This window comes from Kitasatospora sp. NPDC059571, from assembly GCF_042735675.1.
Taxonomy (GTDB): Bacteria; Actinomycetota; Actinomycetes; order Streptomycetales; family Streptomycetaceae; genus Kitasatospora.
Genome location: NZ_JBHWBW010000041.1, coordinates 17,869 through 30,061 on the forward strand (window position 1 = coordinate 17,869; position 12,193 = coordinate 30,061).

Below are 12,193 nucleotides of genomic sequence, written 5' to 3' on the forward strand. Positions count from 1 at the left end.
AGGCCCGGCAGACGATGTCTGCCGGGCCTTCGTGCTACTGAGTAGCGGGGACAGGATTTGAACCTGCGACCTCTGGGTTATGAGCCCAGCGAGCTACCGAGCTGCTCCACCCCGCGTCGGTGAACCCAACACTACGTGACTGCCGCCGGGAAGGGAAATCCGTTACCGGTCGGGTGCGGCCGGCTGGCGTGAGCGGCGCGCCCTGGCCCAGACGGCGAAGCAGACCAGGGTGGCGAACGCGGGGACCATGACCAGGCCGTAGATCAGCAGGAAGCCGTCGGTGCCCAGGCCCGCGGCCGCGTTCCACACCCCGTGCAGGCTGATCGCCAGCACCAGGCCGACCGGACCGGCCAGCCGGGCCAGCCAGCGGCGCCCGGTGGTCAGGGTGATCGCCAGGCCGAGCCCGGTGAGCGCGGTGAACAGCGGATGCGCGAACGGCGACAGCAGGGCGCGCAGCACGAAGGTGTGCACGGTGGAGTCGAAGTCGCGCAGCGTCGGCGGCTCGCCCAGGCTGATCGAGTCCAGTCGGGACTGCTGATCGTCGGTGAAGGCCCGGCCCAGGTAGAGGGCGTTCTCGGTGAAGGCGAAGCCGCAGGCCGTGATCGCCCCCAGCACCAGGCCCGCGGCCAGCGTCCGCGGGTTGGCGCGGGCCCTGGCCCGCCCGCCGCCGTGCGGGGGCACCGTCGGTCGCAGGTACGGCAGCGCGGCCGGCGGTCGGCGTATCCGCGGCACGGTGGGCGGCGCGTCCGCCCGCGGGCGCGGCACCGGCGGGAGCGGTTCGGACGGTTCGGCGTCCGGGCCGTCGCCCGGCCGGTCGGCGCCCGCCGCGGCCGGTCGGCGCCGTCGGCGCAGCGGCAGCAGCAGGAGCAGCAGCGCGGCGCCCTTGCAGAGCTCCTCGATCAGAGGCGTCGCGAACTCGGCGCCGAGCGTCTCGCCGCGCGCGCTGTGGGCCACCAGGAAGTCGCTCGCCCAGCCGTTCGCCAGCAGCGCCACCGTGGTGGCCGTGCAGGCGCCCCAGCCCAGGCAGAACAGCGTGTGCCGCAGCGGCACCCGGGCGGTCTGGTTGAGCCAGGCGACCGCGCCGAGCACGAACGGCAGCGGCAGCAGCGCCAGCCCGAGCCCGACCAGCAGGCCGGTGGTGCCGGTCTGCCGCTGCACCAGCCGGATGATCAGCACGCCGCTGCCGGCCAGCGCGAACGCCGCCAGCGCCGAGGCCAGCGCCGGGTAGTGCAGGGAGCGGTGCAGCGCCTCCAGCCGGTTGTACAGCGGCAGCACGTGGTGGACCCCGCGCGCCCGGGGCCCCGGGATGGTCCGGGTGCCGGAGGGGCGGGGGGCCGGGTCGGCGGCCGGGCGGGCCGCGGTTCGGGGGGACGGTCTGCCGCTGGGCGGACGGCTCACCCGGAAAGCGTAGGCGACGCCTCCGCGCGGGCGGGAGCCCTCAGGACGATCCGTACGTCCCGGATCACTCTGGGTGACGGCCCGTCAGGGCCGCCCGCACCCCCTGCTACCTGCGGCGGAAGAGCAGATCGTGGACCACGTGGCCCTTCGCCAGACCGGCCCGTTCGAATTTCGTCAGGGGCCGCCAGTCCGGGCGGGGCGCGTAGCCGGGCACACTGCCGGCCGGGCGCTCGGCGGGCTCCAGCCAGTCGGAGCCGTCGCCCTCCGGGTGCAGGTTCTCCAGCTCGGGCACGGCGGAGAGCACGTCCAGCATCTGCTCGGCGTAGTGCTCCCAGTCGGTGGCGCAGTGCACCAGGGCGCCGGGCGCCAGCTTGGGCAGCACCAGCTCCAGGAAGTGCGGCTGGACCAGGCGCCGCTTGTGGTGCTTCGGCTTCGGCCACGGGTCGGCGAAGTAGATCCGCAGCCCGGCGAGCGAGGCGTCGGGCAGCATGTCGCGGAGCAGGATGACGGCGTCCCCCGCGGCGAGGCGGACGTTCGACGAACCGTCCCGCTCCAGGAACTGCAGCAGGTTGCCGTGCCCCGGGGTGTGCACGTCCGCGGCCAGGATGCCGGTCGACGGGTCCGCGGCGGCCATCGCCGCCGTGGTCTCGCCCATGCCGAAGCCGATCTCCAGCGTCACCGGCAGGCCGCCGAAGAGCGTCGGCAGGTCGAGCGGGGTGCCGTCGATCGCGAGGCCGTGCCGCTCCCAGAGCCGGTCCAGGGCGTCGGCCTGCGCGTTGGTCATCCGGCCGCGGCGCGGCTGGAAGCTGCGGATCCGGCGCTCGCGGTGCTGGGCCTCGGTGGCCTTGTGCGGGTACATCGGCGCGGGGTACGCCGCGGGAGCGGCGGACAGCCGGGCGGACGGGGACAGCTCGGGGCTGGGGGCGGTGGCAGTCACAATCGCCCCATTCTACGAGGGCCCGGCGGCGCCCCGGCGTGGTCCCGGTCTCATCCGCGGCCGCACCCGGCGCCCCTCCCGCCGCCGCACCGTCAGCCGCCGGCCGCCAGCGCGGCCAGCGCCCGCCGGGCGACCTCGCGGCCGATCGGCAGCGACGCGGTCGCGGCCGGCGAGGGCGCGTTCAGCACGTGCACCGCCCGCCGGGGCGAGGACGGATCCTCCGGGTCGAAGCCGGCGAACGCGAAGTCGTCGAGGAGCGAGCCGTCCCGGGCGACCGCCTGGGCCCGCACCCCGGCCGCCGCGGGCACCAGGTCGGCCGCGGTGACGGCCGGCAGCAGCCGCCGGACGGCCGTGGTGAAGGCGTTCTTGGACAGCGAGCGGTGCAGCTCGCCGAGCTCGTACCGCCAGTGCCGCCGGGCGATCCGCCAGGTGCCGGGGAAGGCCGCCGTCCCGGCGAGGTCGCGCGGGCGGATCGTGCGCCAGTCGTAGCCCTCGCGGGCGAGCGCCGGGACGGCGTTCGGACCGACGTGCACGTCGCCGTGGACGCCCCGGGTCAGGTGCACGCCGAGGAACGGGAACGCCGGGTCGGGCACCGGGTAGACCAGCCCCCGCACCAGGCCGCGTCGGTCCTCGGCCAGCTCGTAGTACTCGCCGCGGAACGGCACGATCCGCACCCCCGGGTCGTCCCCCGCCAGCCGCGCCACCCGGTCGCTGTGCAGGCCGGCGCAGTTGACCAGGACGGCGCAGCGCAGTTCGCCGCCGGTGGTCTGCACGGTCACCCCGTCGGGCCGCCGGGCCACCGCCTGCACGGCCGTGCCCGTCCGCAGCACCGCGCCCTTCTCCTCGGCGAGCGCCCCGTAGCGCCGGGCCACCGCCGGGAAGTCGCAGATGCCGGTGGTGCCGACGTGCAGCCCGGCGATCCCGCGGACCTCCGGTTCGTACCGGGCGATGCCCGCCGGGTCCAGCTCGGTGACCGGGATGCCGTTGGCGCGGCCGCGCTCGGCGAGCGCGGCCAGCCGCGGCAGCTCGTCCTCGCCGGTCGCGACGATCAGCTTGCCGGTCACCTCGTGCGGGATGCCGTGCTCCCGGCAGAACTCGACCATCTCCGCGGCACCGCCGGTCGCGTACCGGGCCTTCAACGAGCCGGGCCGGTAGTACACGCCGCTGTGGATGACCCCGCTGTTGCGGCCGGTCTGGTGCGCGGCCAGGCCGGGCTCCTTCTCCAGCACCGTCACGGCGAGCCCCGGCTGCGCCCTGGTCAGGGCGTAGGCCGTGGACAGGCCCACGATGCCGCCCCCCACCACCAGCACGTCGACGTCGTAGCGCACTTCGGCCCCTTCGCTCGGCTGCCCCCGCCCGCTGCGATGGTGTCACGGCGGGCGGGGCCGGTCGAGAGCGCTCAGGCCGCGCGGACGGCCTCCGCCTCCCACGGCCAGGCCGCGTTGCGGCCGGCCTCCAGGAGCGGGATCAGCCGGAACGCCGCGTCGGTCAGGCCGCCGAAGGTGTGCCGGTGGGCGCCGCCGGAGGCCGCGTGGCCCGCCCGGTAGCCGGCCAGGTTCCAGGTGTAGACCGGGACCTGCGCCGGGACCGCGGCGAGCGGGTCGCCGCCCCAGCCGTACGCCTGCTCGTCGGTGATGATCACCACGCGGTCCTGGCCGCGGTAGTGCTGCCTGACCGCCCGGGCGGTCTCGGTGCCGCCGAGGTCGGAGAACCGGCCGAGCACCTTGAGCACCGCCTCGCCGCGCTCCGTCTCGATCCGCCGGCTGGTGGTGCCGAACTCGACCAGGTCGGCGTCGGCGGCCCGCAGGGCGAGCGCCGTGCCGAAGATCGCCGCGGAGTCCGCCCGGTTGAGCTGGGTCTGCGCGCTCGGCCGGTCGAACATCGAGCCGGAGCGGTCGACCAGCACCAGGGTGCGCCCGGGCAGCGCGGGCACGTTGGCCAGCGAGTGGCCGAGCGCCTTCTCCAGCGCGTGGCCCCACCGCAGCGACGGCGCGTGGTGGTACGCGGCCAGGTAGCGGAACGGGAACTGCTTCGAGCGCCGCACCTCGCCGGGGTCGGAGATCCGGCGGGCGACCTGCTCGGCCACCTCGTCGCAGACCCCGGCCTGGTCGAAGTTGCGCAGGTTGCGCACCAGCGCCATCGGACCCATCGACGGGATGACCGCCTCCCAGACGGCCGCGTCCAGCGGGCCCTGCAGCCAGCCGGCCAGCGCCTCCCAGGTGATGCCCGCGGCGGCGAGCCGCTCGGCGCCGCCCGGCCCGGTGACCGCGGCCCGCCGCTCGGCCACCGGCAGTGCGAGCAGCGCCCGGTTGGCGTTCAGCAGGTCGTCGCCGGCCGGCGGGACGGCCTCGTCCGGGCGGTGCCGGCGGTCCAGCGCGTACCGGAACAGCGGTCCCTGCCACGGCTTCCCGGCGTCCGGCGCGGGGTGCGTCAGCTCCAGGACGTCGCCGAAGCGGAAGCCCTTGGAGGCGGTGTCGTACTTGAGCAGCGCCCGGCCGGTGTACAGCCGCTGCACGGCGTCGGCGACGCCGCGCTTCAGCGGCTTGGGCAGCGCGCGGCCGTACCGGGAGGTCCAGTACGCCAGCAGCTCGCCCGGCTCGTCCGGCCGCTGCAGGACGGCGTCCACCGCCTGGCGGGACCAGCCCGGCGCGCCGGCGTCCAGCCGGGCCCGGGTGAACTCGGCGGCGCCGACCAGCGAGGCGGTGCGCATCGCCGCGCCGTACCGCAGCCAGCGCAGCAGGCCGAGCGTCCACGCCGGGTCGCTGACGGCGAGGCTGCGCACCAGCGCGGTGTACCGGTCGTCGCGGGCACCGCCGCGCTCGTAGAAGGTGTCCTGGCCGACCAGGTTGGCGACGGCCAGCAGGAAAAGTTCGGACTTCTCGTCGCGCAGGTGGCCGGCCCCGCCCTCGTGGTTGGCGGTGCGGCGCCCGGTCGTGGTCACGGGCGAGGTCGGAGCGGTCTTGCTGCGGCGGATGTTGAAGCGCGACATGTGGATTCCCCCTGCGGGGAGGCACGGTACGGCGCGGGGCGTCCGAGATCGCGGGAACGGCAGCGGTGACGGGGCTTCACAGCACCACGAGGGCGCTCCACTGGAAGTAACCGCGGCCTGCGCACCGGACGCCCCGGCGCTGTGCCTCCCGAGATCGAAAGCGGCACCGGTGGTTTCGTGGAGGAAGTAACCGGTGCCTGCGCACCGGGAGGTGCGAAGACTGGGTGTCCAGAGAACCGAAGCGGCTGAGGTGACGAAGCTGCTCTGACCTGACTGAGCTACACCGGCAAGGAGAGCCGGCGGCGGGATTCGAACCCGCGACCTGCCCATTGACAGTGGAAGTAACCTCCGCCTGCGCACCTGGACGAGGACGACGTTAGCCCCGCCAGCGGCCGCCCTGCATCCGAATTACGGGCTGCCCGCCAGCACCAGCCGCGCCCGCTCCGTCAACTCCCGCACCCGGCGCTCGTCCTGGAACGGCGCCAGGCGCCGCAGCATCTCCAGCACGTACTCCCGGCTGCGCTGCGAGGAGATCCGGCCCGCGACCTCCACCGCGCGCTCGCCGGCCGCCACCGCCGCCTCCAGGTCGCCGGCCTCCGCCTCGGCCATCGCCGAGACCACCAGCCGCAGGCCGTGCGAGCGCACGTACCCCTCGGTCGGGCGGGCCAGCGCCTCGCGGGTGAACTGCCGGACCTTCGCCGGCACCCCCAGGTCGCGGAAGCACTCGGCGGCGTCCGCGGCCAGCCGGTCGTAGGCGTAGAAGTCGATCCAGCTGGGGTCCGGGTCGCCCGGGCGGGCCCGGTCCAGCGCGTTCTCCGCGGCCGCCAGCGCCGTCCCGCACGCCGCCGCGTTCCCGGCTCTCGCCTGCGCCCGGGCCTCCACCAGGTGGAAGAAGCTCATCGTCCGCGCGGTGGCCAGCCCCCGGTTGCGCTCCAACGCCGCCTGGGCCAGGTCGACCGCCTCCTCGGGGAAGTTCCGGTACGCCGCCTGGAGGCTCATCGACGCCAGCACGTACCCGCCGAGCGGCACGTCGCCCGCCGCCCGGGCCAGGCGCAGGGCCTGGATGTAGTACCGCTGCGCCGCCTCGTGCTGCCCGGTGTCGAACGCCATCCAGCCCGCCAGTCGCGTCAGTTCGGCCGTCGCCCCGAACAGCGCCCGGCCCACCGCGTCGCTGTACGAGCCGAGCAGCAGCGGCGCCGCCTCCAGCCGCAGGCACTCCGGCACCATCGACGAACGCCAGTCACCGCCGCCGTACTTGGAGTCCCAGCGGCGGGCCTCCTGGGCCGCCTCGCGGAGCTTCGCGGCGTCCGAGTGGCCGACCCGGTAGCCGGAGCGGTCCGGGTCCAGCGGCTCCCGGGCCACCGAGCCGTCGGCCGGCGTGATCAGCCACCGGGACACCGGGGTCGCGTACGCCGACACCGAGAACGTGCCCGCCAGGCTGTCGCTCCAGCGGCCTCCGCCCGGCCCCCGCCGCAGATCCAGGTCGACCCGCCACAGCTCGGTCGCCGAGCGCACCGCCTCCGGGACCTCGCGCGGGAACTCCAGCCCCAGCTCCGGGGTCGGCTGGGTGTCGCCCAGCCCGATCTCCTCCAGCGGCACCGGGCGGCCCAGCTTGCTGCCGAGCGCGGTCGCGATCAGGTGCGGCACGGGCCGCTGCGGCACCATGCCCTTGGTCACCCAGCGGGCCACCGAGGTCTTGTCGTAACGCAGTGTCAGACCGCGCTGCGCGCCGAGGTCGTTGACCCGGCGGGCGAGGCCGGCATTGCTGATCTGGGCGAGCGAGAGGAGTGCACCGAGCCGTTCGTTCGGCCCTCGTGAGCTGGTGGTCATGGTGGCGGTGGCACCCCCTGGCGAGGTCGTGCGCGATAGGGCGGCGCGCTACCTGCGGCCACCCGCTGTACCTAGCGTAGTCGGACGGGTTCCGAGGGTTAAGAGGACGCATTCCGGATGGCGGGATCGCGCGCCCGAACGGCCTGCGGACCGCCCATCGGGGAGTGCACCGGCGGCGGACGGCGGAACGCCGCCCTCCGCAGGGCCCGCCGCGGACCCCCGTGCTCCGGTCCCGTGCCGACGTGCGCCCACCCGTGCCCCCTGGCCGCATCGGCAGGTGGGCAGTTCGCTGGACCCCGTGGATCGGCCCGCCGTCGAGGACCCGGCGGGCCGGGGGAACCGCCGTCCCCATCCCCGCGGGCGGTGGTCGGTCCGGGAGGGCATGCGGATGCCCTCCCGGGCAGTACGGCGCCTTTCGGCCATTCGGCTATGTCCATGCCACGGGCGTACGGGGGACGACCCGGGCCGCGGAGGGGGCGGCCCGGGCCGACGCGGGGCCATCGAGGGCCCGGCCGGCCCGTCCGCCGGCCGGGCCCCGGTGCCGTCCACGGCCCGCCGCCGCCCCCGCCCCGCCGCGCACACCCTCATCCGGGACCGCCCGCGCGCCGCGCCCGCACCGCCGACACCCCGTCACCGCCCCCGGGAACGGCCGGAAGCCGCGGCCACCGGTCACCGCAACTCCGGTCACACCCGGCTCATCCGGTGGCACGATGTCTCCTGCGGCGCATCCCGCACGGACCGGTGCGCCCGACCCTCGTCAGGCGGAGGCGCGGATGCGGTGGCTCACCGGCTGGAGCGGCGGACCGGCCACGGCGGCCGGCCCCACCCCCAGCGCCGTACGGCCGCTCGCCGCCACCACCCTGTGGACCGGGCCCAACCCGCTCTGGGCCGTCGGCGACTGGCGCCCCGACGAGATCCGCCTGGTCACCCTCCGCCCCGGCACCGACCCCGTGGTCAGCACCGGCGCCGCACCCGGCACCCCCGCCGACGAACCGCCGGACACCCCCGCCACCACCCGCCTCGCCGTCCTCGGCCGCTGCGGCGCCACCGACACCGAACTCGCCGCCGGACTCGCCGCCCCCGGGGGCGGCGCCGTCCGCCACCTCACCAGGTGGCCCGGCAGCTACACCGTCGTGCTGCGCACCGGCACCCGCTCCACCGTGCTGCTCACCGACCTCGCCGGCGCCCAGCCGGTCTTCCACACCCCCTGGCAGGGCGGCACCGCGTACGCCACCGCCGCCCTGCCGCTCGCCGACCTGGTCGGCGCACCCGTCGACACCGGCCACCTCGCCGCCCTGCTCGCCTGCCCCGAGTCACCCGAGGCACTCGGCGCCGGCACCCCGTACGCCGGGGTGCACCGCGTCCCGCCCGGGCACGCCCTCGGCATCCGCGGCGGCCGCCCCTACCTCTCCGGCTACGACCAGGACCCCGCCGACGGGCCGCGCGACGACGCACCCGCCGTCCGCGAACTCACCCGCGCACTGCTGGAGGCCGTCCGCTGCCGGATCCGCACCAGCGCCGCCGCCCCGCCCGACCGCCCCCGGCTCGGCGTCGACCTCTCCTACGGCACCGGCTCCGCCACCGTCGCCCTGCTCGCCGCCGCCGTCCCGATCGGCCCCGCGGCTGCCGCACCCCCCGGCCGCCGGCGCCCCGCCGACGAGGCCCCGCGCAGCGGAGCGGTCAAGGGCTCGTGGGCCCGCCCCGCCCGCACCGAGAACCCGGCCGGACCGGAACCGGAGACCCTCGCCGCCGTCACCCACGGCGAGGCCGACCGGCCGGCGCTCGCCGTCGACGCCCCGCGGCTCAAGCACATCGTCGTCCCGTCCGGCCTCCCCTACACCGAGGTCGCCGACGACCCGCTCGCCGGACCCCTCACCGACGAACCCGGCCCCGCCCTCACCGCCGCCGCCCGGCTCGGCGACCGCTTCCACGCCGGCGGCGCCGACCACCTCACCGGCTACGGCGCCCGGCAGGTCCTCGACGGCCACCCCGCCCGGCTCGCCGACCTCATCCGGGCCGGCCGCTCCCGCGAACTCATCGCGCCGCTCGCCGCCCTCGCGGGCGCGGACCGCGCCGCCGCCGGCGCCCTCACCGGCGCCGTCCGCACCCCCGTGACGGTGCTGCGCGCCGCCCACCGCCTCGCCCGCGCCCGGTACGCCGACGCACTCGACGACCTCGCCGTCCAGCTGACCGTCCGGCACTTCGGCAGGCCCGGCGGATCCCGGGGCCCGGCCGGCGCCGGCTCCGCCGCCGACCTGGCCTGGACCGTGCCCGGCCCGGCCGCCCGCTGGCTCTCCGACGAGGCCCTCGCCACCGTCGCCCAGCGGCTGCGGGTCGCCGCCCGCGGTCCGGCCCCCGTCGAACACCCCGGCGCGCGCCGGGCCAGGCTCGCCCTGCACCGGCACGCCGCCGCCTACCGCACCCTCGTCCAGGCCGCCGAACAGCACGGCCAGCGCCTGCACGCACCGTTCCTCGACAACCAGGTCGTCCGCGCGGCCCGGCTGCTCCCCGACGACACCCGGCTCCACCCCGGCGCCCGGCACGCCCTGCTCCGCTCCGTCCTCACCGGCGCCGGCCGCACCGACCTGCCCGAGGACTGGGGCCGCGGCCCGCGGCCCGACCGCGCCGAGGCCGCCCGGCACGGGCTGCGCCGCGCCTCCGACGGACTCACCGAACTGTTCCGGGAGCCGCTCCTCGCCGAGGCCGGACTGATCGACCTTCCCGCCGTGCGCCGCACCCTCTTCTCCGCCGCCGAACCCGCCACCGAGCTGCCGCCCGGCACCCTGGCCGGACTCGCCGACCTGGTGGCCACCGAGCTCTGGCTGCGCCGCGTCGCCGCCCGCCGCCACGGCTCCTGCTGGACGGGCCTCCCCCCGGTCGAGCGCCGCGCGCTGGCCCGCCCGGCCTGACCGGGCCCGACACCACCGGGCCCGGCGCGTCAGGCCCCGGGGCCGCCCGGATGACGCGGCATCATGGCCGGGTGGCCGCCGCGAAGAACTCCCTGCCCGTCCGCCCCGAGTCGCCCGGTGCCGACCGCCCCGGCATCCTGGCCGCCTGCGACGGCTCCGACGGCTCCCTGTGGGCCCTGGACCGCGCGATGACCGAGGCCGAACTGTTCGGCCTGCCGCTGTACGTCCTGGCCGTGGTGAACCCCTCGCCCGCCGGCTACCCGCCCGGCATGGCCGAGCTCGTCCAGCAGAGCATCGAGCTGCTGACCGACAGCATGGCGGACGGGCTGCGCCGCGCCGTGGCGACCGTGCAGGCGGCCCGGCCCCGGCCGTACGGCGGCGAGGTGTCGCTGCACGTGGTCCTGGGCAGCGTGATCGAGGTCCTGCTCGCCGCGACCGCCGGGCAGCACACCCTGGTGGTCGGCACCCGCGGCAACGGGGGCTTCACCCGGCTGCTGCTCGGATCGGTCAGCACCGCGGTGGTGCACCACTCCGGCTGCCCCGTCCTGGTGGTGCCCGCCCCGCCGGTGCCCGGGCCGGCCGGCGCCCCGGCCCCCGTACCCGTCCGGGCCACCGCCCCGCCGTCCTTGCCGGACTGACCCGGGCGGGGAGGTCCCCCCGCGGGGCGGCGGGAATGGCGACCGGTCGTTGAGTGTTCAACTCGTGAACGTCCGTCCCCTCCGAAAGCAGGACCCCCCGCCATGAAGGTCGAGATCTACAGCGACATCGCATGCCCCTGGTGCTACATCGGCAAGCGCCGCTTCGAGCAGGCGCTGGACCGCTTCCCGGGCAAGGACGGCGTCGAGGTGGTCTACCGGCCGTACCAGCTGGTGCCGGACGCGCCCGAGCAGGCGACCCCGCACCGCGCCTGGCTCGCCGAGCGCTACGGGCCGCAGTCGGTCGCCATGGACGCCCGGGTGACCGAGCTCGGCCGCGCCGAGGGCATCACCTACGACTTCGACGCGGCGCTGCACGCCAACACCTTCCTCGCCCACCGGCTGCTCCACCTCGCGGAGAACGAGTACGGCGCCGCGGTCCAGGGCGAGCTCAAGGAGCGGCTGCTGAAGGCGCACTTCACCGACGGCGCGGACGTCGCCGACCGGGCGCAGCTGGCCGAGGTCGCGGTCGCCGCGGGCCTGGACGCCGAGCGGGTCACGGCCTACCTGGCCGGGGACGAGGGCGCCGACGAGGTCCGCGCCCAGCTGGCCGAGGCCAGGGCGCTGGGCATCAGCGCGGTGCCGACCTTCGTCTTCGAGGGCCGGTGGGCCGTGCAGGGCGGCCAGGAGGCCGACACCTTCCTGCGCGTGCTCCAGCAGGTCGCCGAGGAGACCGCGGTCGCCGCCGACGGCGACGCCGAGGCCTGCGCGGACGGCGCCTGCGCGGTCTGACCCCGCCGGCCGGGCCCGCGCCCGGCTACCGCGCCGACGGCTCAGCAGGTCAGCCGGGCATCCGCCCAGTCGGCCACGTCGATCAGCGACCAGCGGTCCGCCAGGCGTTCGACCACCAGCCGGACGGAGTGCCGGCCGGCCAGCGGCGCATGCACCCGGACCGGCCCGTCGCCCGGCCGGACGGCGGCCGACCGCCACAGCACCTCGCCGTCGTCGCCCTGCACGCTGAACACCAGGGCGCCCTGCCCCACCGTCACCGCGTCCGGCCCGGCCACCGCGTCGAACGAGGTGCAGCTGCGGTTCAGGTCGATCGCGACACCGGACGGCACCCGGGCGGCCAGCGCATGCCGGTACACCCCGTCGCCGATCCGCACCAGCGGCAGTCGGGCGAGCAGCCCGCCACCGCGGCGGATGGTGGGCCCGGCCTCGGTGTCCCGGTGCGCGGAGCCGCCGAACGGCAGCCGGTCCAGCCAGAACACGGCCGGATCGGGCACCGGGGTGGACGTCGGTGTGGGCGCGGGCGGCTCGGGCGCCCCGGTCGGCGGGCTGCTCGGGACCGGGGAGGGCACCGTGCGCGCCGGCGACGGCGACTGCGGTGCCGACGGCACGGCAGGCGTCGGCGACGGCACGTGCGACGGGGACGGACCGGGATCCGGCGTCGCGGGCGGCTCGACCGACGGCGAGGGGGACGGGACCGGCGCTG

9 protein-coding genes, 2 tRNA genes and 1 pseudogene are annotated in these 12,193 nt (G+C 76.8%); 4 read left to right on the forward strand and 8 right to left on the reverse strand.

All coding sequences use genetic code 11. The features are described from left to right. Positions 1–42: 42 nt before the first annotated feature. The 7 genes from ACFV0G_RS07660 to ACFV0G_RS07690 form a co-directional block, all read right to left on the reverse strand. Positions 43–116: transfer RNA gene (locus ACFV0G_RS07660), tRNA-Met, on the reverse strand. 46 nt (positions 117–162) lie between these two features. Further along, complete coding sequence (locus ACFV0G_RS07665; RefSeq protein WP_380543237.1) at positions 163–1,398, reverse strand: PrsW family intramembrane metalloprotease; 1,236 nt, start codon at positions 1,396–1,398, stop codon at positions 163–165. Between the two features lie 106 nt (positions 1,399–1,504). After that, a complete protein-coding gene (trmB, locus tag ACFV0G_RS07670) occupies positions 1,505–2,335 on the reverse strand; it encodes a tRNA (guanosine(46)-N7)-methyltransferase TrmB (RefSeq protein ID WP_380543240.1) in 831 nt (276 codons plus the stop codon). A gap of 92 nt (positions 2,336–2,427) precedes the next feature. Next, positions 2,428–3,663, reverse strand: a complete 1,236-nt coding sequence (gene lhgO, locus ACFV0G_RS07675; RefSeq protein WP_380543243.1) for an L-2-hydroxyglutarate oxidase — start codon at positions 3,661–3,663, stop codon at positions 2,428–2,430. A gap of 71 nt (positions 3,664–3,734) precedes the next feature. Next, positions 3,735–5,324, reverse strand: a complete 1,590-nt coding sequence (locus tag ACFV0G_RS07680; RefSeq protein WP_380543246.1) for a TROVE domain-containing protein — start codon at positions 5,322–5,324, stop codon at positions 3,735–3,737. 294 nt (positions 5,325–5,618) lie between these two features. After that, positions 5,619–5,680, reverse strand: a tRNA-Ser gene (locus tag ACFV0G_RS07685). A 52-nt stretch (positions 5,681–5,732) separates the two neighbouring features. Further along, a complete protein-coding gene (locus tag ACFV0G_RS07690) occupies positions 5,733–7,154 on the reverse strand; it encodes an MFS transporter (protein WP_380543249.1) in 1,422 nt (473 codons plus the stop codon). Positions 7,155–7,927: 773 nt separating this feature from the next. Here ACFV0G_RS07690 and ACFV0G_RS07695 point away from each other — a divergent pair. From ACFV0G_RS07695 to ACFV0G_RS07705, 3 genes are all read left to right on the forward strand, one after another. After that, a complete protein-coding gene (locus tag ACFV0G_RS07695; protein WP_380543252.1) occupies positions 7,928–10,063 on the forward strand; it encodes an asparagine synthase-related protein in 2,136 nt (711 codons plus the stop codon). 71 nt (positions 10,064–10,134) lie between these two features. Further along, positions 10,135–10,701 (forward strand): universal stress protein, encoded by a 567-nt coding sequence (locus ACFV0G_RS07700; RefSeq protein ID WP_380543255.1) that lies wholly within the window; start codon positions 10,135–10,137, stop codon positions 10,699–10,701. A gap of 102 nt (positions 10,702–10,803) precedes the next feature. Continuing rightward, positions 10,804–11,490 carry a DsbA family oxidoreductase gene (locus ACFV0G_RS07705; RefSeq protein WP_380543258.1) on the forward strand — a complete coding sequence of 229 codons (687 nt, stop codon included), beginning with the start codon at positions 10,804–10,806 and terminating at the stop codon, positions 11,488–11,490. A 41-nt stretch (positions 11,491–11,531) separates the two neighbouring features. Here the strand turns inward: ACFV0G_RS07705 and ACFV0G_RS07710 are convergent, their stop codons facing one another. Next, entirely contained in the window at positions 11,532–11,984 is a 453-nt protein-coding gene (locus tag ACFV0G_RS07710) for an NPCBM/NEW2 domain-containing protein (protein WP_380543261.1), read from the reverse strand. Positions 11,985–11,988: 4 nt separating this feature from the next. Between ACFV0G_RS07710 and ACFV0G_RS07715 the strand changes: the two are divergent. After that, positions 11,989–12,193: pseudogene (locus ACFV0G_RS07715) on the forward strand (serine/threonine protein kinase); the annotation flags it as partial.

What these genes read in the sequence shown, in the direction of transcription:
- ACFV0G_RS07680 (WP_380543246.1), bottom strand. Translation starts at nt 5,324, where the DNA reads ATGTCGCGCTTCAACATCCGCCGCAGCAAGACCGCTCCGACCTCGCCC.
- ACFV0G_RS07690 (WP_380543249.1), bottom strand. Translation starts at nt 7,154, where the DNA reads ATGACCACCAGCTCACGAGGGCCGAACGAACGGCTCGGTGCACTCCTC.
- ACFV0G_RS07695 (WP_380543252.1), top strand. Translation starts at nt 7,928, where the DNA reads ATGCGGTGGCTCACCGGCTGGAGCGGCGGACCGGCCACGGCGGCCGGC.
- ACFV0G_RS07705 (WP_380543258.1), top strand. Translation starts at nt 10,804, where the DNA reads ATGAAGGTCGAGATCTACAGCGACATCGCATGCCCCTGGTGCTACATC.